This window comes from Ruegeria sp. BG8 (genome assembly GCF_056538325.1).
In genome coordinates this window covers 32,082-54,409 of the sequence record NZ_JBQFSZ010000005.1, presented here as the reverse complement: position 1 = coordinate 54,409, position 22,328 = coordinate 32,082, and the positions used below count along the sequence as shown (strand labels likewise).

General features: G+C 56.9%; 18 protein-coding genes. 9 read left to right on the top strand and 9 right to left on the bottom strand.

Features of this window, described 5'->3' with window-relative positions:
• Positions 1–129 precede the first annotated feature (129 nt).
• Genes ACR0DG_RS11665 through ACR0DG_RS11645 form a run of 5 tightly spaced genes read left to right on the top strand, consistent with a single transcriptional unit; the run spans position 130 to position 5,668 of the window.
• Complete coding sequence (locus tag ACR0DG_RS11665) at positions 130–1,380, top strand: sarcosine oxidase subunit beta family protein (RefSeq protein WP_480697179.1); 1,251 nt, start codon at positions 130–132, stop codon at positions 1,378–1,380.
• Positions 1,381–1,391: 11 nt separating this feature from the next.
• Entirely contained in the window at positions 1,392–1,877 is a 486-nt protein-coding gene (locus ACR0DG_RS11660) for a pyridoxamine 5'-phosphate oxidase family protein (protein WP_480697181.1), read from the top strand.
• Positions 1,871–2,161: a sarcosine oxidase subunit delta gene (locus tag ACR0DG_RS11655; RefSeq protein WP_480654488.1), complete on the top strand. Its 291-nt coding sequence runs from the start codon at positions 1,871–1,873 to the stop codon at positions 2,159–2,161. Before ACR0DG_RS11660 ends, ACR0DG_RS11655 begins: the two co-directional genes overlap by 7 nt.
• Complete coding sequence (locus ACR0DG_RS11650) at positions 2,158–5,112, top strand: sarcosine oxidase subunit alpha family protein (RefSeq protein ID WP_480697183.1); 2,955 nt, start codon at positions 2,158–2,160, stop codon at positions 5,110–5,112. Before ACR0DG_RS11655 ends, ACR0DG_RS11650 begins: the two co-directional genes overlap by 4 nt.
• A complete protein-coding gene (locus tag ACR0DG_RS11645) occupies positions 5,105–5,668 on the top strand; it encodes a sarcosine oxidase subunit gamma (RefSeq protein ID WP_480697185.1) in 564 nt (187 codons plus the stop codon). Before ACR0DG_RS11650 ends, ACR0DG_RS11645 begins: the two co-directional genes overlap by 8 nt.
• 197 nt (positions 5,669–5,865) lie before the next feature.
• On the opposite strand, the gene ACR0DG_RS11640 is transcribed toward ACR0DG_RS11645, so the two are convergent.
• On the bottom strand, positions 5,866–6,333 hold the full coding sequence (locus ACR0DG_RS11640) for an Lrp/AsnC ligand binding domain-containing protein (protein ID WP_480697187.1): 468 nt from the start codon (positions 6,331–6,333) through the stop codon (positions 5,866–5,868).
• A gap of 124 nt (positions 6,334–6,457) precedes the next feature.
• Between ACR0DG_RS11640 and putA the strand changes: the two genes are divergently transcribed.
• Positions 6,458–9,931, top strand: coding sequence for a bifunctional proline dehydrogenase/L-glutamate gamma-semialdehyde dehydrogenase PutA (gene putA / locus ACR0DG_RS11635; RefSeq protein WP_480697189.1), 3,474 nt, complete (start codon positions 6,458–6,460; stop codon positions 9,929–9,931).
• Positions 9,932–10,058: 127 nt separating this feature from the next.
• Here the strand turns inward: putA and ACR0DG_RS11630 are convergent, their stop codons facing one another.
• Positions 10,059–11,453, bottom strand: a complete 1,395-nt coding sequence (locus ACR0DG_RS11630; protein WP_480697191.1) for an FAD-binding oxidoreductase — start codon at positions 11,451–11,453, stop codon at positions 10,059–10,061.
• A 144-nt stretch (positions 11,454–11,597) separates the two neighbouring features.
• On the opposite strand from ACR0DG_RS11630, the gene ACR0DG_RS11625 reads away from it, so the two are divergent.
• The gene (locus ACR0DG_RS11625; RefSeq protein ID WP_480697193.1) at positions 11,598–12,626 is read left to right on the top strand and encodes a GlxA family transcriptional regulator; all 1,029 of its coding nucleotides are present in this window, start codon (positions 11,598–11,600) and stop codon (positions 12,624–12,626) included.
• Between the two features lie 51 nt (positions 12,627–12,677).
• On the opposite strand, the gene ACR0DG_RS11620 is transcribed toward ACR0DG_RS11625, so the two are convergent.
• The 7 genes from ACR0DG_RS11620 to ACR0DG_RS11590 all read right to left on the bottom strand — a co-directional run bounded on the left by ACR0DG_RS11620 (position 12,678) and on the right by ACR0DG_RS11590 (position 20,400).
• Positions 12,678–13,829, bottom strand: coding sequence for a Gfo/Idh/MocA family protein (locus ACR0DG_RS11620; protein ID WP_480697195.1), 1,152 nt, complete (start codon positions 13,827–13,829; stop codon positions 12,678–12,680).
• Entirely contained in the window at positions 13,826–14,887 is a 1,062-nt protein-coding gene (locus ACR0DG_RS11615; RefSeq protein WP_480697197.1) for a sugar phosphate isomerase/epimerase family protein, read from the bottom strand. Before ACR0DG_RS11615 ends, ACR0DG_RS11620 begins: the two co-directional genes overlap by 4 nt.
• 72 nt (positions 14,888–14,959) lie before the next feature.
• Entirely contained in the window at positions 14,960–16,087 is a 1,128-nt protein-coding gene (locus tag ACR0DG_RS11610) for a substrate-binding domain-containing protein (protein ID WP_480697199.1), read from the bottom strand.
• 41 nt (positions 16,088–16,128) lie between these two features.
• Positions 16,129–17,079, bottom strand: a complete 951-nt coding sequence (locus ACR0DG_RS11605) for an ABC transporter permease (protein ID WP_480697201.1) — start codon at positions 17,077–17,079, stop codon at positions 16,129–16,131.
• Complete coding sequence (locus ACR0DG_RS11600) at positions 17,076–18,035, bottom strand: ABC transporter permease (protein ID WP_480697203.1); 960 nt, start codon at positions 18,033–18,035, stop codon at positions 17,076–17,078. The genes ACR0DG_RS11605 and ACR0DG_RS11600 overlap by 4 nt, the downstream gene beginning before the upstream one ends.
• 2 nt (positions 18,036–18,037) lie before the next feature.
• Entirely contained in the window at positions 18,038–19,555 is a 1,518-nt protein-coding gene (locus ACR0DG_RS11595) for a sugar ABC transporter ATP-binding protein (protein WP_480697205.1), read from the bottom strand.
• Positions 19,552–20,400, bottom strand: a complete 849-nt coding sequence (locus tag ACR0DG_RS11590) for a sugar phosphate isomerase/epimerase family protein (protein WP_480697207.1) — start codon at positions 20,398–20,400, stop codon at positions 19,552–19,554. The genes ACR0DG_RS11595 and ACR0DG_RS11590 overlap by 4 nt, the downstream gene beginning before the upstream one ends.
• Positions 20,401–20,533: 133 nt before the next feature.
• Here ACR0DG_RS11590 and ACR0DG_RS11585 point away from each other — a divergent pair, with 133 nt between their 5' ends.
• Together ACR0DG_RS11585 and ACR0DG_RS11580 are read left to right on the top strand one after the other, a co-directional pair.
• Complete coding sequence (locus ACR0DG_RS11585; RefSeq protein ID WP_480697209.1) at positions 20,534–21,538, top strand: LacI family DNA-binding transcriptional regulator; 1,005 nt, start codon at positions 20,534–20,536, stop codon at positions 21,536–21,538.
• Positions 21,539–21,682: 144 nt separating this feature from the next.
• Complete coding sequence (locus ACR0DG_RS11580; protein WP_480697211.1) at positions 21,683–22,252, top strand: hypothetical protein; 570 nt, start codon at positions 21,683–21,685, stop codon at positions 22,250–22,252.
• The last annotated feature ends 76 nt before the right edge of the window (positions 22,253–22,328 follow it).

Here is a 22,328-nt window from a genome sequence, read left to right as displayed (position 1 = left end):
TTCAGCTCCATATTTTTGGACCCGGGAACCCGATATTTGTCGGTTCCGGCGTTGTTTCTGTCCGAATCCGACGCTGAAGAATCTGGGCTCGGTTGCGTAGATTATCATCAGCAACCAATAGGAGCCCTCATGCGATACTCGGCGCTGCGACTTTTCAAAGAGGCGATAACCGGCCACAAAGGCTGGGGTCCGCAATGGCGCGACCCTGCACCTGCGGATTCCTATGACTATGTGATTGTTGGCGGTGGTGGTCATGGTTTGGCGACGGCGTATTACCTGGCCAAGGAATTTGGTGAGGCGCGGATTGCCGTTTTGGAAAAGGGCTGGATCGGTGGCGGTAACGTGGGCCGGAACACGACGATTATCCGCTCGAACTATCTGCTGGACGGGAATGAGCCGTTCTATGAGTTCTCGCTGAAGCTGTGGGAAAATCTGGAACAGGACTTCAATTACAACGCGATGGTCAGCCAGCGCGGTATTCTGAACCTCGTCCACACCGATGCGCAGCGCGATGCGGCGCGGCGGCGGGGCAATGCGATGATCCTGAACGGATCGGACGCCGAGCTTCTGGATCCCGAAGGCGTTCGCGCCATGTATCCGTTCCTGAATTTCGACGACGCCCGGTTCCCGATCAAAGGTGGCCTGCTGCACCGTCGCGGCGGTACCGTGCGCCACGATGCGGTGGCATGGGGATACGCGCGCGGTGCGGATATGCGCGGCGTGGATATCATCCAGAACTGCGAAGTGACGGGTTTCCGCATTGAAAACGGCAAGATCCTGGGCGTGGATACAAGCCGCGGGTTCATCGGCGCTAAAAAGGTCGGTGTTGCGGTTGCGGGCAGTTCCAGCCGCGTGATGGAGAAGGCCGGGATGCGGCTGCCCATCGAAAGCCATGTGTTGCAGGCGTTCGTGTCCGAGGGGCTCAAGCCGTTTATTCCGGGCGTCATCACTTATGGTGCGGGTCACTTCTATTGCAGCCAGTCCGACAAGGGCGGGCTGGTCTTTGGCGGCGACATCGACATGTACAACACCTATGCCCAACGTGGGAATCTGCCAGTGGTCGAGGATGTGATCGAAAGTGGTATGTCATTGATCCCAGCGTTGGGTCGTGCGCGTTTGCTGCGCAGCTGGGGTGGGATCATGGATATGTCCATGGACGGCTCACCCTTTATCGACAAGACGCATATTGATGGGCTCTTTTTCAATGGCGGCTGGTGCTATGGCGGGTTCAAGGCCACGCCCGCGTCTGGCTATTGCTTTGCTCATCTTCTGAAAACCGACCGTCCGCATGAAACCGCGACTGCCTACCGGCTGGACCGGTTCATGACCGGGCACATGATTGACGAAAAAGGGCAGGGCGCCCAACCGAACCTGCACTAAGGAACAAGGCCATGATCAATAAGTTTGCACGTGATCTGATCGAACATTGGCATCTGGGCTTTGTTGCCACTGCCGATGCTGAAGGGAATCCGAACGTATCGCCCAAAGGAACATTCGTGGTTCATGACGACACCACGATCAGTTTCGCTGAAATTCGCTCGCCGGATACACTGGCCAACATCGCGGTACGCCCGCAGATCGAGGTGAATTTCGTAGACATTCTGACCCGTCGTGGTCTGCTTATTCAGGGTGAGGCGACCTATGTACCGCGCGACAATCCGCGCTATCCGTCGCTGCGCCCGGTTTACACCAACCGCTGGCCCGATCTTGAGCCCGAGTTTTCGGGTTTTGTCGTAATCAACGTGACGGCCTGCAAACCGCTGGCGACACCGGCCTATGACATCGGTGCCACAAGCGAGGACCTGCGCGCCAAATGGATGCAGCGGGTGCGGGACATCAACATCATTCACAAAGGGGCAGAGGTGGAAGCATGCTGATCAATCATCCTCTCCTTGGTCCGCGCGACGCACAGGAATTCACCTATCTGGGTGACGCGACCTTGATCAACCGCCCCGACTGGCAGGCCGAAGACGCAGCGCAAGCGTTTCACGACTATCTCTACCTGCGCGACAACCCTGCGGGGGAACACCGTGAGCTTTGGTATCACGAACAGGGTGACCGGTCGTGGCTGGTGGTCACGCGTAACACGCTGACGCATGAAATTCTGAATGTCGAACTGGCGCGCGATGTCGCCAAGGCGGCCAGAAAGGCAGAACAATGACGCAAAGCAATCGTCTGAACGGCGGGCTGATCAACCGTGACGCCAGCCTGAGTTTCACTTTCGACGGCAAATCCTATCAGGGCTATCAGGGCGACACGCTGGCCTCGGCCCTGCTGGCCAATGGTGTGCGCCTGATGGGCCGGTCGTTCAAATACCACCGCCCGCGCGGCCCGCTGACCGCGGGCAGCGAGGAACCGAACGCGCTGGTCGAGCTGCGCTCGGGTGGGCGGCAGGAACCCAACACTCGTGCCACCGTGGCTGAGCTGTATGAGGGGCTAAGCGCCAATTCGCAGAACCGCTGGCCGTCGCTGGAACGCGATTTCATGGCGATCAACGACCGGTTCTCGAACTTCCTGACCGCAGGGTTTTACTACAAGACATTCATGTGGCCCAAGGCGTTCTGGGAAAAGCTGTATGAGCCCATCATCCGCAAAGCCGCCGGTCTGGGCAGCCTGACCGGTCAGGATGATCCCGATCATTATGACAAGGGCTTCCTGCATTGCGACCTGCTGATCATCGGTGCGGGTCCAACCGGTCTGGCGGCGGCGCTGACAGCTGGGCGCGCGGGTGCACAGGTCATTATCGCCGATGAAGATTTCCGCATGGGCGGTCGTCTGATTGCCGAGACCGGCGCGCTGGCCGATATCTCTGGCGCGGATTGGGTCTCTCAGGCGCTGGGTGAGCTGGCGTCGATGAATAACGTGCGGGTCATGCCGCGCACGACCGTGTTCGGGGCCTATGACCACGGCATTTATGGGGCGGTCGAACGCAACGGGGACCACCTGATTGCGCCCGAAGCGGACAAGCCGCGTCAGACCCTGTGGCGCATCTATTCCAAACGTGCGCTGATCGCGACCGGGGCCATCGAACGCCCCATCGCGTTCGAAAACAACGACCGGCCCGGTATCCTGCTGGCCGGCGCGGTGCGGGCCTATGCCAACCGCTGGGCGGCAACGCCCGCGCAATCGGTTGTGGTCTTTGCCAATAACGACCACGCGCACCAGACGGCGCGCGATCTGATGGCGCAGGGCGTCAAGGTGCCCGCCATTGTCGATACGCGCCCAGATGCTGCGGATGTCGAAGGTACCGAGGTTCTGAAAGGGGCCGAGATCATCAACACCTCGGGCCGTCTCGGTTTGACCTCGGTTCAGGTGCGGACCGCGAAAGGGTACACAACGGACCTGTATTGTGAAGCTCTGGCAATGTCCGGCGGCTGGAACCCGAACCTGGGCCTGACCTGCCATCAGCGCGGTCGCCCGGTCTGGAACGCGGACATCCACGCCTTTGTTCCGGGTGACGGCCTGCCCGTTGGTCAGATCGTTGCCGGCGCGGCCAAGGGTGAGATGACCACCGAAGCGGCGTTGCTAGGTGGCGCGGCTGCGGCTGTAACTGCGCTGGGTGATCTGGGGATCACCGCATCCCCCGCCGATCTGCCCGCTGCGGCAGATGCGCCGGTCTCGATCAGCCCGTTCTGGCACGTCAAAGGCGCAAAGCGCGCGTGGCTGGATTACCAGAACGACGTGACCGTCAAGGACGTCAAGCTGGCGCACCAAGAGAACTTTACCTCGGTCGAGCACCTGAAGCGCTATACCACGCTGGGCATGGCCACGGATCAGGGCAAAACCTCGAACGTGGGCGCGCTGGCAGTGATGGCCGAGCTGACCGGCAAATCCATCCCCGAAACCGGCACGACCATCTTCCGCCCGCCCTATACGCCGGTGGCGATGGGTGCGTTCGGTGGCCGCGCGGTGGGCAAGGATTTCCACCCGACCCGCCTGACGCCCAGCCACAAATGGGCCGAGGAACAGGGTGCCGTGTTTGTCGAGGTCGGCAACTGGCTGCGTGCCCAATGGTTCCCGCGCAAGGGCGAAACCCATTGGCGGCAATCGGTGGATCGCGAGGTTCTGCAGACCCGAAACTCGGTCGGTGTGTGTGACGTGACCACGCTGGGCAAGATTGATGTGCAGGGCGCGGATGCTGCTGCGTTCCTGAACATGGTCTATTCAAACGCCTTTGCGAAACTGCCGGTGGGCAAGGTCCGTTATGGCCTGATGCTGCGCGAGGATGGCATTGCCTATGACGACGGCACCGCCGCGCGGTTTGCCGAGGACCATTTTGTCGTGACCACCACCACCGCCAACGCGGTTCTGGTCTATCGCAACATGGAATTCGTGCGCCAATGCTTGTGCCCGGATATGGACGTACAGCTGATCTCGACCACCGAAGCCTGGGCGCAATATGCCGTGGCCGGTCCCAACAGCCGCAAGCTGCTGCAAAAGATCGTGGACCCCGAGTTCGACATCTCGAACGAGGCGTTCCCCTTCATGGGCTGTGGTGAGGTCACCGTCTGCGGCGGTCTGCGGGCGCGGCTGTTCCGCATCTCGTTCTCGGGCGAGTTGGCCTATGAGATCGCGGTGCCCACACGTTACGGCGACGGGCTGATGCGCGCGCTGATGGAGGCGGGCGAAGAGTTCGACGTGATGCCCTATGGCACCGAAGCCTTGGGCGTCATGCGGATCGAAAAGGGTCATGCGACCGGCAATGAGCTGAACGGTACGACCACGGCTCTGAACCTTGGCATGGCGCGTATGGTCAGCACCAAGAAGGACTGTATCGGCAATGTTCTCAGCCGTCGTGAGGGGATGAACACCCCTGATGCGCTGGCGCTGGTCGGTCTCAAACCGGTAGACGCCAAGGACAGCGTGCCTGCGGGCGGCCATCTGATGAACGCCACCGGGCCGGTCGATGCGGCCCATGATCAGGGCTATGTCACCTCGGCCGCCTATTCGCCGATCCTGCAAAGCTCAATCGGGCTGGCTTTTGTCAAAGGCGGCTCGGACCGGATGGGTGAAAAGCTGCGTCTGGTGAACCCGCTGGAAGGCCAGGAAGTCATGGTCGAGATTGTCAGCGCTCATTTCGTGGACCCGGAAGGGGAGAAGCTTCGTGCATAAACTGAAACCCATCACACCGCTGGGCGGCGACACGCCGCGCACCGACACCGTCGGCACGATCACTATCACCGAGGTCGTGGATCAGGCGTTGGCCTCGGTCGCGGCGCGCAACGATCAGGCGGATGCCGTGCAAAAGGCGCTGGCCGACAAGATCGGTCTGACCCTGCCAGGTGTCGGCCAATCCGCCGAGGCCGCAGACTATGCCGCCTTCTGGACGGGCCCGGATCAGTGGATGATCACCGCGTCCCATCACAGCCACGAATTGCTGGCTTCCGAATTGAAGGCCGTCTTGGGCGACAGCGCCTCGGTGGTCGAACAAACCGATGGCTGGTGCCGCTTCGACGTGCAGGGTGCAGCCCTGTGTGACTTGTTCGAACGACTGAGCAACGCCCCGGTCCGTACGATGGAGCCTGGCGCCGCAATTCGTACTACGGCAGAACACCTTGGTGTATTTCTTTGGAAACTGGCTGAGGATCGATTGGCTATCATCGGGCCCCGCTCGTCAGCGGCATCATTGCATCACGGTCTTTTGGGCGCAGCAAAGTCCATCGCCTGATCCCTAAGGCAGCGCATCGTCGCTGCCGACCCGAAGCCGAATTTTTGCGCGTCGGCCACTAGTCGGCGTGCACTTAACCGGAATTCACACGGCGTTTTACGCAATCCGCTTGGGCGAAACGTCCATGCGGGCTTTAGCCTTAGTCTGCTTTATATCTGGATATACCCTTGCCGACCCGTGGCAATGGGCTGGTTCCCTTATATCGAAACATCTTTTACCGATTGCATTGAGACATGTGTCGAAGTGCTGTCCACATGGGGCAGAGTTGAGACGACGCGCCCCAGAACCTCGCGGTATGTTCGCATGTCCTTGGTTCTTAGTTTCAACAGGTAGTCAAATGCGCCGGCGATCATGTGGCATTGTTCAATTTCCAGCACTTTCTGAACGGCGGAATTAAATTCGGTCAATGCCTCTTCGGTCGTCTTTTTCAGGCGGACTTCCACGAACACGACCTGCTCGATACCCAGTTTCGAAGGGTCGAGGACCGCTCGGAAGCCTTGAATGTAACCATCGGCAATCAACCTCTTCATGCGAACCTGGCACGGGGTTTTCGATAGTCCAACACGCGCGGACAACTCTGTAACAGGCAGTCGGCCTTCGCGACTTAGAACTTGGAGGATTTCGATGTCATGCCGGTCAAGATGACTGGATTTTTCTATTTTCATGGAAATAGGTCTTATTACTTGGGTAATTTAGGGAATAGTGGGTCGCATGGGGCATGAAAATAGTCAACAAGACTTTCTTGTTTTTGCTAGAATTAGCCGAAACGGAACCTGTGAGATCTACATCATGTCCAAGCTGAGCGACCTTCGCATTGACCTTCGCCGCAATCACCTCAGAGACGAAGCAGACGTTCTAAGTGATCTGACCAAAACAAACGCGATGAGCGCCGCCGAGCGGGCAGTGGTCAAGAACCGCGCGGCAGACCTTGTTCGGTCGATCCGCAATCACAGCGATCCTGGTCTTATGGAGGTTTTCCTGGCGGAATACGGGTTGTCCACGAATGAAGGCGTGGCATTGATGTGTCTCGCCGAAGCGTTGTTGCGGGTACCGGATGCCGACACAATTGATGCGCTGATCGAAGACAAAATCGCGCCTTCCGAATGGGGGCAGCACTTGGGTCAGTCGTCGTCCTCTTTGGTGAATGCATCGACGTGGGCGTTGATGCTGACAGGTAAGGTTCTGCAGGATGGGACGGGCGTTGTTGCCACTCTGAAAGGGGCCGTGAAGCGTTTGGGAGAGCCTGTGATACGCGTCGCTGTAGCCCGGGCGATGAAAGAGATGGGCGCGCAATTCGTCCTGGGTCAAACCATTGAAGAGGCTGTAAAAAGAGGCAGCAAGCAAGAGGCCGCGGGTTACACCTATTCCTATGACATGCTGGGAGAAGCGGCGTTGACCGCACGGGACGCAAAGGCGTTCATGGAGGCGTACTCGGACGCGATCGCCAAGTTGGCCCGCGTGTGCCGTTCACAGGACATTCGTGAAAACCCGGGTATTTCCATCAAGCTCTCCGCGCTGCATCCCCGCTACGAAGTCGGCCAGAAGGCGCGCGTAATGGAAGAGCTTGTGCCGCTTACCCTGCAATTGGCCCGGCAGGCGAAAGACGCCAACATGGGGTTGAACATTGATGCCGAAGAAGCGGACCGGTTGGACTTGTCGCTCGATGTGATCGAGGCCGTGCTACGTGATCCATCTTTGGCAGGTTGGGACGGCTTTGGTGTCGTGGTGCAGGCCTACGGTAAACGGGCACCGTTCGTTTTGGATTGGTTGCATGCCTTGGCGACGGAGTTGGATCGAAAGATCATGGTTCGTCTGGTGAAAGGCGCCTATTGGGATACCGAGATCAAACGCGCGCAGGTCGAAGGCTTGTCGGGTTTTCCCGTCTACACGCGTAAGGCTGCAACCGACGTGTCCTATATCTGCTGTGCCCGAAAACTACTGCGCATGACGGATCGGGTTTACCCACAGTTTGCGACGCATAATGCTCATACCGTGGCTGCGATCCTTGAGATGGCAGAAGACAAGCGTGCCTTTGAATTCCAGCGCCTGCACGGAATGGGGGAAAGCCTGCACGATATCGTATTGAAGGGCAGCGGGACGCGGTGCCGGATCTATGCACCGGTCGGCGCGCATCGGGACCTGTTGGCTTATTTGGTAAGGCGTTTGTTGGAAAACGGAGCCAACTCATCCTTTGTGAACCAGATTGTAGACGTTTCAGTTGCCCCAGAAATCGTCGCGGCAGACCCTTTCGAAATGTTGGAGGTTGGCAAGTCAAATGCTGCTGTTCGTTTGCCAAGCGAAATCTATGGGGCCGAACGTCCGAACTCCAAGGGGTGGGATTTACACGATCTCGACGACCTGTATGAGATCGAAAAAGCACGGGGACCGTTTCAAACGCATTTCTGGATGGTCCATCCCCTGATTGTGGGGGAACCGACCCAAAACACAGAGCGTCCCGTGATCAACCCGGCTGATCACAGTGACAAAGTGGGCGTCGTGGCCGAAGCTTCGGTAGAAGATGTTGAAGCGGCGTTAACGAGTGCTGCGACCTGGGATGCTGACGCGCGAAACCGGGCGGATATTCTATTCCGCGCGGCGGATTTGTATGAGGCAAATTTCGGAGAGCTGTTTGCAGCATTGACGCGCGAGGCCGGTAAAACGCCTATGGATGCGATCGCCGAGCTTCGGGAAGCGGTCGATTTCTTGCGGTACTATGCGGTGCGGGGCACGGAACTGTCGAACCCCGCGCGTGGTATCGTGACCTGTATTTCTCCGTGGAATTTTCCGTTGGCCATTTTCACGGGTCAGATTTCTGCTGCATTGGCGGCTGGCAACGGGGTTGTTGCGAAACCTGCTGATCCAACGGCGATAACGGCGACAATTGCGGTCAGATTGATGCATGAAGCTGGCGTGCCTGAAACCGCGTTACAGCTTTTGCCGGGTCGGGGTTCGGTTGTTGGCGCGCGCCTCACCGCGGACCCGCGGATCAAGGGGGTTTGTTTCACCGGGTCGACAAACACCGCCCAAACCATCAACCGCGCTATGGTCGAGCGTATCGCGCCAGACGCGCCGCTGATTGCAGAAACCGGTGGCTTGAACGCAATGATTGTGGACTCAACGGCTCTGCCGGAACAGGCGATCAAGGATATCGTGGCCTCGGCCTTTCAGTCGGCAGGTCAACGGTGTTCGGCCTTGCGTCTGCTTTATGTTCAGGAAGACGTGGCCGAGCCGTTCCTGGAGATGCTCTATGGTGCAATGGATGAGCTGGTTGTTGGAAATCCATGGAATATGGACACCGATGTTGGTCCGGTGATCAACGAGGGCGCGCATCGTGAAATCGCGGAATACATTGAGCATGCGCGGGGGAAGGGCCGTGTTCTGAAACAACTGACCGCACCAGAAGGCGGCACGTTCATCGCGCCGACTGTGCTGCGCGTCAATGGCATTGCCGACCTTGAAAAAGAGGTGTTTGGCCCGGTCATGCACGTCGCGACATACAAGGCGTCCGAATTGGATGCCGTAGTTGCAGCTATCAACGCAACGGGGTTTGGTTTGACCTTTGGGATGCACTCTCGAATTGATGACCGGATCGAACAGGTGACGTCACAATTGAACGTGGGGAACATGTATATCAACCGCAACCAGATTGGTGCGATTGTTGGGTCTCAACCCTTCGGTGGCGAAGGTTTGTCGGGCACCGGGCCCAAAGCGGGCGGCCCATCTTATGTAAAACGGTTTGCTCAGCCAACGGTTTGCGCGCTTCAGGCTGGTCCGTCGACGCCAGCCGACCCCCAAGCCGTTCAAGCCGCAATTGTTAAGGCGCCGCGACCAGCGCGCAAAGCTTTGAAACGGCAAGAGCTTCCAGGGCCGACGGGCGAATCCAATATTCTGTCCACCTACGGGCGCGGTGTCTATCTGTGTCTTGGCCCAACGCTGGAAGCGGCGCGGGCGCAAAGCGAAATTGCCCGGGCGCATGGCTGCACCGCAGTGGTTGTCGCTCCGGGTGCGAGTGGTGAGCTTGCTGTCGATGGGCAACTCGCCCCTGAAAATCTAACCGAACTTACCGGGTTCGATGCGGTCGTCAGCTGGGCGCAAGAGGCTGAGCTGCGTAGTATCCGCAAAGCACTTGCACAGCGCGATGGTGCATTGATCCCGCTAATCAATGACGAGGACTTCGGCGAAAGGTGCTATCTGGAACGTCATGTCTGTATCGACACGACAGCGGCTGGGGGCAACGCATCCTTGTTGGCGGCGGCCAGTTAACAGGGCGTTAAATTAATGCGGGCGTCTCAATAATCATGATGATTAGAAAGAAGGGTCGCCCGCAAAGTGGGTCTCGTTTTTTGTCTAAGGCCGGTAGCAACTCGTTCCGGCCCTAGATCCGCAGACGTCAAGCCTGTGGTCGGATGTTCTGATTGAACCTGAACCGGTTCTCCGGGTCGTATTTGGTTTTGATGTCTACAAGACGTTGGTAGTTCGGACCGAATGTGGCGCGAATTAACGCATCGCCATCCTCTCCGTGGCCGGGGAAGTTAAGGTAGGCACGCCCATGGTGTCCGTGCTCAGCCGCACTGTCCCATCCCGCGCGCGCCCATGCTATGTTGCTGGCGTCCTCATCGGGTTCTGACCAAACCCCATCCAGCGAGTACATCCACCCCATCGACCGGTCACCAAAGGCGCTGGCGTCAGCCGCAACTTGCGCTGTTGCCCCACCAAAGTTCCACAGGGATGAGATCGAAGCATCCGAGGGTGCAGCCATAGCATTTTGCATTGCAAGGTCGATCATCTCATCTGACAAGTCGGTCAGATATCGGGCTTTCCAATAGCATCGGAATTCCCCTGCGGGCATCAAAGTGTCAAATAGCTGCTGAACGTCGTAATAGCTCATGCGACCCGAGAAGTCGGTAACAAGGTTTTCAAACTCACGCAGAGGTTTCAGAACAGCCTCACCCTCGGCCGCGTCGCCGTTGTAGACGCAGGCTAGCGTGTATACGCGTTTGCCCTGTGCATTTTTGGGATAGTCCTCGCCCGCTGCAGTCGAGAACTCGCAAAGAGACCCGACAAGATCCCCATGTTGGCGCATCAGGTCCCGCCACGCGCGAATTGGTGCTGGCCCATCCTCAATGGCATAAATTGGCGCGGCAAACATGACTTCTGGGCCGAACGGATGCAGGGCAAACTCAAAATTGGTAACCACGCCAAAATTGCCACCACCCCCTTTGAGCGCCCATAACAAATCAGGGTTTTCCTCTGGGCTGGCCCGGCGTACTTGACCGTCTGCCGTGACCACTTCGGCGGCGACGAGGTTGTCGATAGATAGCCCGTGTTTGGCCCGCAACCAACCAATGCCGCCGGATAGGGTCAGCCCGGCAACGCCAGTGTCAGAGATCAATCCGCCGGGTGTCGCCAATCCATGTGGTTGGCTGGCAGTGTCGACGTCTTTCCACAATGCGCCACCCTGGACAGATGCAATGCGGTTTTCAGTGTCTATGGTGACATTCCGCATTGGGCTTAGATCCAGCATAAGCCCATCATCGCAGACAGCGTGACCGGCAACGTTGTGGCCCCCCGCCCGGATCGAAATAGGTAAGTCATTTTTGCGCGCGTAGTTGATCGCCGTCACGACGTCGTCTTTGCCGTGACATTGAACTATGACGGCTGGATGCCTGTCGATCATGGCATTCCAGACGGAGCGGGCCTGATCGTAGCCTTCCGAGCCCGGCACCAAAACTGTGCCCTGGATACCTTTTAATTCTGGTCTGTGTTGGGTGCTTGCGTCATCCATTTTTCAATCCTCACCAAAAGTATTCCCAACCATAAACCGTCGACACCTTGTGGATCAGTGGCGATTTTGCCAACCGAGTGGCATAATAGACATTCGAATATGGCAAATAGGACAAAACCGCGCCGATTATGACGGGAGGGGCCAATGACACAGAATAGAAAACCCGTAATCGCGCTGTTGGCGGCGCCGGAAACTTCTGCGTCTGTCCTTTATGGTCTGTATGACGTTCTGCTATCTGCCGGTGCGGTTTATCCCGACATGGTCAATGGATCACCCGGGGATGAATTGCTGGACGTCCGGATCGTATCGGCGGACGGAAAACCGTTTCATTGCATTGGCAATGTCCCGGTTGAGCCGCATCAAGCTATGGGGCAGGTCGACGATGCAGATGCCGTGGTGGTCTGCGACATGTACACCTCGATCTACGATGTGCCGAAAGGTCGATACCCGCGCGAGATTGAGTGGCTAAAGCGTATGCACATGTCCGGCGCGCTTATTACGTCAGTGTGTTCGGGGTCGTTGCTATTGGCTGAATCCGGCTTGTTGGACGGGCACGAAGCCACCGCGCACTGGGCTTACCGCGACATGTTTCAGCGTCATTTTCCAAAAATCCAGTTCAGAAACGAGTCCATCTTATGTCTTGCGGCTGAAAGCGACCGTATCGTTACAGCGGGTGGCGTGAGTGCGTGGCATGATTTGACCGTTTATTTGATCGCAAGGTACTGCGGCTATAAGACGGCGATCGAGACGGCCAAGGTATTCCTTATCAGCGGGCATTCAGAGGGCCAGTCACCCTATTCAGTAATGACCCGCCCGATGGAGTCGAATGACGGCCCGATATCGGATTGTCAGGTTTGGATCGCAGAACACTATGCTTCCGCCAAACCGGTTGAGAAAATGGTCGAACGTTCGGGTTTGAACTCTCGTACCTTTTCGCGCAGGTTTCGTGCGGCGACCGGCTTTGCACCAATCGAATACGTTCAGGCCCTGCGTGTGGAAGAAGCAAAGCAAATGCTGGAAACCGATCAAATGTCGAACGACGATGTCGGGGTATCCGTTGGATATGATGACCCAGCTTCGTTCCGGCGGGTGTTCAAACGCGGGACAGGATTGTCTCCAGCGGCATATCGAAAGAAGTTCCGACGTATCTCTCAAATCGCTAAATCGAATTGAAACGTGCGATCTGGTGATGAGCTGGCTGGCGCAGCGAATTTACACGTATGTTCAGGAACCCGTTTCAAGCGTTTGCCAAATCGCACCGCCCTCTGACGACCGAATGCAGGCGTCGATAAAGGCCATCCCGTGCACACCATCCTCTAGGCTTGTAAGGCCAAGCGCGGGGTCCGCGTCGTGCCCTGAGCTGTGTGATCGTATGGCCGTCGCTGCGTTTGCGTAAATTGTTGCAAAAGCTTCCAAATAACCCTCTGGATGTCCGCCGGGCGTACGGGACACCGCGTTTGCTGCGTCGGTCGCACCTGCCCCGCCCCGGGTCAGCAGCTGTTTTGGTTTGCCGAAGGGCGTATACCAAAGATAATTGGGGTCCTCCTGACGCCACTCAAGACCGCCTTTGTCGCCGTAAACACGAATACTCAGACCATTCTCATTGCCGGGGGCCACTTGGCTGACCCAGATCATCCCTTTTGCACCGCTGTCAAACCGCAGCAGGATGGCGGCATTGTCGTCAACTTTCCGACCCGGCACGAATGATGTGAGATCAGCGCAGAGCGACGAGGCACGTTGACCGGTGACGAAATTCGTCAATTGGTAGGCGTGGGTCCCAATGTCGCCGATTGATCCGCCTTTGCCGGATCGGGTGGGATCGGTTCGCCATGCGGCCTGTTTGTTGTCGACGGCGGATGGTTCGGTTAGCCAATCCTGAACATATTCCACCTGCACATGGCGCAATTTCCCGATCATTCCGTCTGCAACCATTTCCTTGGCCTGACGGACCATAGGTGTGCCCGGATAGTTATGGGTCAGAATGAACAAGGCATTCGATTGCGCCTGTCTGGCTGCGAAGGCTTGGGCCGAAGCCAGATCGGTGGTCAACGGCTTGTCGCATATCACATGGATGCCAGCGTCCATGAAAACCTGTGCAACGGGCAGGTGCATGTGGTTTGGGGTCACGATCGATACCGCCTGAATGCCGTTAGGGCGTTTGGCTTCCGCCTCGGCCATTTCGGAGTAGCTGTCGTAGCACCGGTCGGCATCAATCCCCAACTCTGCGCCTGACCGGCGTGATTTTTCAGGATCGGATGAAAATGCACCTGCCACGAGCTCGAACTGGCCATCAAGCCGGGCTGCAATTCGGTGGACCCCGCCTATGAACGCGCCTTCGCCGCCGCCTACCATACCAAGTTTAATCGGATTGCTCATTTCGATATTCCCAAAAGCTTTTGCAACGTGGCACGGTCCGTTTCACCGCCTGCAAAATCGTCAAACGCTTTGTCTGTCACAGGGATGATGTGATTGCGAATAAAGGGCGCGCCTTCGGCGGCACCTGCTTCGGGGTGTTTAAGACAGCATTCCCATTCCAGTACTGCCCAACCTTCATAGCCGTGAGTGGCGAGCCTTGAAAAGATGCCCGAGAAATCAACCTGTCCGTCTCCCAAAGACCGGAAGCGGCCCGCGCGGGTTAGCCAGGGCTGATACCCTGAGTAAACGCCTTGTCGACCGTCCGGGTTGAATTCGGCGTCTTTGACGTGAAACGCGCAAATACGCTCGTGATAGATGTCGATGAAAGACAGGTAGTCCAACTGTTGCAGCAGGAAATGCGAAGGGTCATAGTTTATCTGACACCGGGGGTGCCCGTTGAGCGCGTCAAGAAACATTTCGAACGTCGCACCGTCGAACACATCCTCGCCGGGATGCAGTTCGTACCCTATATCTACGCCCTGTTCGTCATAGGCATCCAGAATTGGTTTCCACCGTTTTGCCAGTTCGGCAAACGCCTCTTCAATCAGACCTGCAGGACGCTGTGGCCAAGGGTAGAGAAACGGAAAAGCCAAGGCACCGGTGAACGAAACAGATACATCCAACCCCATATTTCGTGACGCCCGCGCGGCTTTTGTGACCTGGTCCACGGCCCATGCTTGGCGCCCGGCTGGATTTCCGGCCAGTTCCGGCGGGGCAAACCCGTCGAACTGGGGGTCGTAAGCGGGATGCACAGCCACCAGTTGCCCTTGCAGGTGGGTTGAAAGTTCGGTGATTTTGACGCCATGTTGGGCGCAGGTGCCAAGCAGTTCATCACAATAATCTCGGCTTTCGGCGGCCTTGTTCAAATCTATGAACCGACTGTCCCAACTTGGAACCTGAATGCCTGTATACCCCAGCTTTCCGGCCCATTTGGCAATGGCATCAAGCGAGTTGAATGGTGCGTCGTCCCCTGCAAATTGCGCAAGAAAGATCGCAGGACCTTTGATGGACCCGGGCATGGCGGCCTCCGAAGTTAAAACAAATGGGGGGTCCGGGCCACGCACAAGTCGTGGCCCGGTGATTGGGTCAGATTATTTTCCACCCCAGCGGGCTGGATAGTCTGGCATACCCTCACATCCGCAGGCCGCATAGTGCAGCGGGGGCATCGATGGGTTCACGAAATCGGCCAGATTGTCGTTTGTGATCGCAGGTTGCGGCAGGTTCCAGGCCGGTCCGGGGATTGCTTCGCCGTCCAGAACGCTTAGCGCCGCAAGAATAGGCGTGCGCCACTGGTAGGTCGGGTATGTCGGAGCAATCGTATTCAACCCTTCGGACTGCCATTTCTGCAAAAAGTCCTGCTGGTCTTCGCCTGTTACGATCGGGGTTTCAAAGCCCATATCCTCGAATGCTTCGATGGCGGCCACCGATGTTGCGCCCGCATCCATCCATACAGCCCCAAGCTGGCCGTTGCGTTGCAGATAATCCTCGACGATCGCCTTGGTTTTCGCCCGGTCACCATCTGTAAATTCGGCGCCAACGATGTTCATGCCAGCCTCTTCAAGGATGCGTTTGGCGGCAGAGTAACGCGTTTCCAGAACGTCAACGCCGGGCAGGATGCGTAGCATCAGAACATCGGATCCGGCAGGGGCGTTGTCGGCAATGAACTGCCCTGACTGAATGCCAAAGCCATAGCCGCCAACAGGTTTGATAAAGGTGACAGGGCAATCCGTATTCACACCGCGGTCGAACACGATAACCGGCAATTGTTCGCAGGCACGTTCCACTGCGGGGGTCAGGGCAGCTGTGGTGTTTGGCGACACGATCAATACGTCGCATGATCCTCCGGCCAACAGGTCGTCGATGTCGGCGATCTGCTTATCGTCCGAACCCTCTGCGTCGGTCACGATGAAGTCGGCAATGTTGTCGTGCAGTTCAACTTCGGCTTGCATCGTATTCCAGCCGACCACACGCCAAGGGTTGTTAACACCGGCATTCGAAAAACAGATCGTGTGTGGGCCATCCTTTTTGAACGCGGATGTATCGGCCAGCTCGTCACCAAAATACTGCAGCCAAGGTGTTTCGGCAGACCCGTTAGGCGTGCTCTCCAGCATTGCTTTTTGCGCAGCGAATTCGACCGGGTCGTCAAAATTCTGCGCCTGCGCGGGCAGCGCTGTCATCGACGCAAGCGCGGCCACCAATGTAAGTTTGTTGAATGTCATTTTTTCCTCCTCTGGGTTAGTCTTCCTATGAAATGAGCTGGCTACGAGCCCGACTTTCGCCGCCGGTAGCTGGCCAATGCGACGGCGGATATCAGGATCAATCCTTGGACCACGTCGCGAATAGGTTTTGGAAAGCCTAAAATATTAAGCAGGGTGAATATGGTCTGCAGAACCAAAGCTCCGGCTACAGTCGCACCAACTGTCCCGCGGCCACCCAGTAGCTGTGCGCCGCCGATCACGGCGGCTGTAATGGCCTGCAATTCAAGTCCGGTGCCGACATCCGTGGACACCCCTGCGAAACCGCCCAACAAGATACCGGCTAACACTGCACTAATAGATGAGACGCAGAATGCGATGACACGGGTGCGTACAAGCGGAACCCCAGCAAGCCGGGCGGAATAGGGATTGTCGCCCATTGCCACAAGTTGTTTGCCGTAATTGGTGCGATGCATCAGCCACCACAAGATCGTGCAGACGATGATCAAGACGATGACAGCGACCGGCAAGATCTTTATCAGCGGCACGTCCCTGATCAGCATGCGGCCAAAAATCCGGAAATTCTCAGGCAGATACCCGCGCGGAGCGCCACCGGACCAGGTCAGTGCAATACCGCTAAGTGAAATCATCATGCCCAGTGTGGCGATGATCGACGGCACCTTGAGGTAGGAAACGACCAATGCGTTGACCGTGCCGACAACGATCCCAATGGCGAACATCGCGATAATCACCCACCAGGTCGCCTCGGCATTGCCATCAAGCAGAATAGAGCTGCCGATGACGGTGAGGGTCACCAGAGCACCGGCAGAAAGGTCGAAGCCGCCGGAATTGATGACGAAAAGTTGCCCGACAGCCAGAATGGCAATAGGGGCAGCCCTTTTGAGAAAGTTCATGTACCCGGTCGGCTGCAGGAAATGCGGAGACAGAATGGCCACTGCGATCAGCAACAAGGCCAGGACGATAAAGACAGGGTTGATCTGTCTCAGACGGCTCATGCCTCGATCCTCCGCGAGCGGGCCGCGTAAAGGGCAACGGCTGCAACAATGATGAGTCCGCGAAGGATCTGTTTGGCAAAGGCGTCAACGCCCGCCAGATTGAAGATCGAGTCGATCAGCGAAAAGATCATCACGCCCATGAGGGTTCCCCAAACGCCACCGCGTCCACCTGATAAAGCGGTTCCTCCGATTACGACGACGGCAATGGATTCCAGATCGTAAACACCATCGCGGCCGATCCACGGTGCGCCTGAGCGCAACCTGCTGGCCAAGTACAACCCCGCGACTGTTGCGCAAAGCGAACAGATTACATGAGCCATGATGACCACGCGGGTGGTTCGCATGCCTGCAAGCTTCGACGCTTCGGGATTGCCACCGACCGAGTAGATGTTGGACCCGGCGCGCGTGAATTTCAAAAAACCCCACGCGACGATCGTCAGGCCGATCAGAAACAGAAGGCTGATCGAAATGCCGCCGATTTCGCCATAAGCAAACACCTGAAACTCGGCGGGCACCTCACCGGCAAAATTGTTGAACGAAGCGCTGAGCAATCCTTGCAGCAGTAACGCCATCCCCAGCGTTGCGATCAGTGGATTGACTTCTAGTTGAGTGATGACCAAGCCATTTACCAACCCGACCAGAGCGCCTACCGTCAAAACAACCGCGATGGCAGGCAGGATCATGGATGGATCGCCAGACATAATATACGAAGCCAAAACAGCCGATACGGAAATCAAATTGGCGACGCTCAGATCAATAGAGGCGATCAGGATAGCAAAGGTCTGGCCTACGGCGGTGATCCCCAACGCGATTGAACGGCCAAGTAACCCAATTAGATTTTCAGAGCTCAGGTACTGGGTCTGGTCTGTGATCAAGGCGACGACCACATAAGTCGCGAAGGCAGCAAGCAGCAAGAAAAACGGTGCGAAACCAATAAGGTTGGATTTCTTGAACATGCTCACGCCGCCCCCAACGCTTCATGAGCTTCGGTTGCGGCAAGCATTACCTCGGCTTCGGATGCGCCACGTGGAAACTCTGCCACGATCTGGCCGTCACTCATGACCAAGACACGGTCTGAGACACCCAAAACCTCGGGCAGATCGGATGAAATCATCATTACAGCGGCGCCATCCCGTGCGAGGCGCCGCATCTGTGCGTAGATACCTGCTTTTGTGTTCACATCGATCCCGCGCGTGGGTTCGACAAAGATCAGGACATCTGGCTTCAGGGCCAACCATCGCGCAACGATCGTTTTTTGCTGGTTGCCGCCGGATAGCGACTGAATTTCGACGTCATAACTGGCGGCTCGGGTGTCCAAAGCATCCAAAGCCGCATCGAAATCCTTTTCCTGACCGAACTCGGTTTTGAATGGATTTCCCAAAAGCTTTGAAAACGCCCTGGCGGACAGCAGCGCGTTATCGCGCACGGATTGCATCAGCGAAAGACCTTCGGCTTTGCGATCCCCCGGTAACATGGCGATACCTGCCTTGGCAGCTTGTCGCGGCGATGACACTGTAAGCGCGTTGCCGTTCAACTTGATTTCGCCGGTTTCAAAGGGCTCAGCACCAAACAAGGCCATAGCCAGAGCTGTGCGGCCCGCGCCCTGAACTCCGGCAAATCCGGTAATTTCCCCTGCGCGAAGATCAAGATCAATCTCGCTGAGTTTGGCATTTGCACCGCCGCGCACGCTTAAGACGGGCTCACCGATTTCATCGGGCAGGGCGGGGTCAGGATAGAACTGCCCCAACTCTCGGCCGACCATTGCGTGGACGATTTGATCGGTCTCGGGGACATCATCGAAATGGGCGGCAACCTTGCCGTCCTTGATGACCGTAACCCGATTTGCCAAGCGCCGGATTTCACGCATGCGGTGGGTAATATAAACAATCGAATGACCGTGATCCCGCAGGTCGTCGACCAGATCGAACAGCAACTCGCATTCGCTGTCGTTCAAGGCGGCTGTGGGCTCATCCATTACGATGACCTGCGCATCCAATGAAAGCGCCTTGGCTATCTCGACCAATTGTTGTTGGGCCACATCCAACGATCCGACCAGCGTGTCTGCGTCGAATTTGTGCTTGTTTCCGAACTTGCGCAGAACGCGCGTGGTTTCATCGCGCATCGTGACGTGATCCAGAAACCCTCGCTTCAAAGGCTCACGGCCTAAAAAGATGTTCTGCGCGACCGTGCGGTCCGGTAGCAGAGAGAATTCCTGGTAAATCACACTGACCCCCTGGGCCAGAGAATCGGATGGGTGGTTGAACCGCACTTTCTGCCCGCGCAGAAAAATATCGCCGTGCTCTGCCTGATAGACGCCGGACAAAACCTTCATCAACGTGGATTTGCCTGCCCCGTTTTCTCCGGCCAGCGCATGCACCTCTCCGGCTTTGCAGTCAAAGGTGACATCATCCAGTGCCTTGATCCCCGGAAACTCTTTGGTGATCCCGCGCATCTCAAACAGGATGTCCTGCGTCATGCGTCCCTCCAGCAGCGTCTAATGAATTGCGCGCTGTCGGTGAAAAGCTGTTCATGGGTATCAAACATTGGGCGCCAGATGCGGGTCGCAGCGGCAATCTCGGGAACGCCGGAACCGAAGGCTTCCATCACGACCCAGCCGTCAAAGCCTGTTTGTTTGATGCAGCCCATGATGGTTGGAAAATCAATTTGCCCGGTTCCCGGCGTACCCCGATCATTTTCGGACACGTGGAGCACATTGATCTTGCCAGACAGCGCTGCGATGGCCTGAGTTTGGCTTTTCTCTTCGATATGAGAATGAAAGGTGTCGTACATGATGCCGAACGCAGGATGATCAACCATGTCGCAATAGTCTGAGGCTTGTTGCGCGGTGTTCAGAAAATGGGTTTCGAACCTGTTCAAAGGCTCAAGCGCAAGCTTGATGCCTTGTGCTGCCGCCTTTTCCGACATGGCGTGATGTGCTTGCGCGCCGCGCTGCCATTCGTCCCGTGTTGGGCCACTGCCGGTAAAATGCCCGATTGGGGCGTGAAAGGGACCGCCGATTGTCTCAGCGCCAAGGGCGGTCGCGCAATCGACAATCCAATCCAGATGTTCGCGGCCCCGTTGGTTGACTTGCGGGTCTTCGTGGGTTGGGTCTGCATCTGGTGAAGGGACAATTGCGGTGCAGGTCCGCGCCAGCCCAAGTTCGTCCAGAACTATTGCAAGGCGGGCGTAGTGATCCGGCTTTCCTTCTAAAACGGGAATTTCCACGCCATCAAATCCAGCTGACTTAGCTGTTTCTAGCAGTGGTTTGTGGGACTCCTCCACAAAGCCGGTTGCGCATAAAAGATTGACGCCTAACCGCATTCTCCCCCCGTCTTCGATCCTTTGGGGCAATGCCTTCAAAGGTGATGATTAGTGAATGTAAAGGATTACATTTCTTATGTAAAGGATTACATCGCAGCTGGGAAAGTGCTATGAACTGAACACGATGAAACCATTGACGAAAAAAAGACCGACGATTTCTGATGTTGCCCGGATTGCAAATGTTTCCACGGCAACGGTCAGTCGTGCTTTGCAGAATCCCGACGTCGTATCCGAAGCGACGCGCACCCTTGTGTTCGATGCAGTCGCGCGCACGGGCTATCGCGCCAATACCGCGGCTCAGATGCTGCGGCAAAGCAGGTCCGGCACGATACTTGTTGTGCTGCCGGATATTGCGAACCCGTTTTTCTCTGAGATTCTGTCAGGCATAGAAGATGCTGCGACCGAGGCGAAATATACAATCCTGATCGGGAACACCAACGGGGATGCCAGACGTGTTCAGGACTTGCTTGGGTATATGCGGAACGGACGGGCCGACGGCGCATTGCTGATGAATGGCGTTCTTCCGATTTCTCAGGAGGAAATCGCCGACCTCCCTCTGGTTACCATTTCAGAATTTATCCCCGGCTCTGGCGTGCCTCATGTTGGAACCGATAACCTAAGTGCTGCTATGGAGGTCACGAACCATCTGATCGAATTGGGGCATCGAAAAATCGCGCACTTTGTGGGCCCGGAACACAATATTCTGTCGTCACTGCGCAGGGAAGGCTACGAACAGGCGATGCAGCAGGCGGGCCTGGCGCATGAGATTGCCTGCTATCCCTGTGGATTTACCTTGGAAGCGGGTGCTGAGGCGGCAGATGCTGTCTTGAGCCAACCTGATCGACCAAGCGCTATCACCTGCGCCAACGACGAGTCAGCGATTGGAGCCATTTCGAGATTTAAGGAAAGTGGGGTTTCCGTGCCTGATGATATTTCGGTCGCCGGGTTTGATGATATCAGCTTTGCAGGAGTGCTGTCTCCAGCGCTAACGACGGTTCACCAGTTCCGGAAAGAGATGGGTAAGCGCGCAATGCAGCTTCTGTTGGAACTCATGTCTGGGCAGTTCTCTGGCGAAAAAAGCATAACGATCAAGCATGATGTCGTTCTGCGAAACAGCACCGCGCGCTACCGCGGATAGTCTGTTCGGAGTGACGGAAAGTCGAAGTTTTTGGATAAATCGGCTGGTCTAATAAAAGGACTCAAGATTGACAAATGGCCGTCCCGGCATGCCTGATGAGACGGCGTATACCAACGTGGTTCAGCTTCAGGGAGGGTGACAATCATGTCGATTACAACTGAAACTTACACTTCGAAACCTGAGGGGATGATCCCCAACAGTCGATTTCCGCTTCTTGTGCATCGAAACGCTGTTCCCGGAGGCGGAGCCGATGCGATCAAGGATCGTTTTCGATCCAACGGCTGGTCGAACAACTGGGATTATCCCGGTGTCTACGAATATGCCCATTTCCATTCGACAACACATGAGTGTTTGGGTTGCGCGCGCGGATGGATGGAATTCAGCATATCCGTAGGCGAGGGTGGTTGGTCCAAGGTACGTATCGAGGCCGGGGACGTGATTGTCATGCCGGCAGGGGTCAGCCATGAGATGATTGGACAGTCGGCGGACATTCACATGTGCGGCGGTTATCCGGATGGTCGTGATTGGGATGACATTCAGGAAGAGTTCCTGACCGAGGAAGACTACAAACGCGCCTGCAAACGTATCATGATGCTGCCCATCCCCGCCAAAGACCCCGCCACCGGAGAACCCATGCCACATTGGCATGCAGCTCCGTCCTCGGTGGATGGGGGGTGGAATGACTGGCGTCATGCGTTGGACACGCGGTCTTGACCCATTAATGGGTGCAGGGCCGGTATTCCGGTGACAATCCCTAGACCGCTCGCACGGTAATTCCGTCCCTGCACCA

Coding starts and splice junctions, on each gene's coding strand:
- ACR0DG_RS11665 (WP_480697179.1), top strand. CDS start 130: ATGCGATACTCGGCGCTGCGACTTTTCAAAGAGGCGATAACCGGCCAC.
- ACR0DG_RS11660 (WP_480697181.1), top strand. CDS start 1,392: ATGATCAATAAGTTTGCACGTGATCTGATCGAACATTGGCATCTGGGC.
- ACR0DG_RS11655 (WP_480654488.1), top strand. CDS start 1,871: ATGCTGATCAATCATCCTCTCCTTGGTCCGCGCGACGCACAGGAATTC.
- ACR0DG_RS11650 (WP_480697183.1), top strand. CDS start 2,158: ATGACGCAAAGCAATCGTCTGAACGGCGGGCTGATCAACCGTGACGCC.
- ACR0DG_RS11640 (WP_480697187.1), bottom strand. CDS start 6,333: ATGAAAATAGAAAAATCCAGTCATCTTGACCGGCATGACATCGAAATC.
- putA (WP_480697189.1), top strand. CDS start 6,458: ATGTCCAAGCTGAGCGACCTTCGCATTGACCTTCGCCGCAATCACCTC.
- ACR0DG_RS11630 (WP_480697191.1), bottom strand. CDS start 11,453: ATGGATGACGCAAGCACCCAACACAGACCAGAATTAAAAGGTATCCAG.
- ACR0DG_RS11625 (WP_480697193.1), top strand. CDS start 11,598: ATGACACAGAATAGAAAACCCGTAATCGCGCTGTTGGCGGCGCCGGAA.
- ACR0DG_RS11620 (WP_480697195.1), bottom strand. CDS start 13,829: ATGAGCAATCCGATTAAACTTGGTATGGTAGGCGGCGGCGAAGGCGCG.
- ACR0DG_RS11615 (WP_480697197.1), bottom strand. CDS start 14,887: ATGCCCGGGTCCATCAAAGGTCCTGCGATCTTTCTTGCGCAATTTGCA.
- ACR0DG_RS11610 (WP_480697199.1), bottom strand. CDS start 16,087: ATGACATTCAACAAACTTACATTGGTGGCCGCGCTTGCGTCGATGACA.
- ACR0DG_RS11605 (WP_480697201.1), bottom strand. CDS start 17,079: ATGAGCCGTCTGAGACAGATCAACCCTGTCTTTATCGTCCTGGCCTTG.
- ACR0DG_RS11600 (WP_480697203.1), bottom strand. CDS start 18,035: ATGTTCAAGAAATCCAACCTTATTGGTTTCGCACCGTTTTTCTTGCTG.
- ACR0DG_RS11595 (WP_480697205.1), bottom strand. CDS start 19,555: ATGACGCAGGACATCCTGTTTGAGATGCGCGGGATCACCAAAGAGTTT.
- ACR0DG_RS11590 (WP_480697207.1), bottom strand. CDS start 20,400: ATGCGGTTAGGCGTCAATCTTTTATGCGCAACCGGCTTTGTGGAGGAG.
- ACR0DG_RS11580 (WP_480697211.1), top strand. CDS start 21,683: ATGTCGATTACAACTGAAACTTACACTTCGAAACCTGAGGGGATGATC.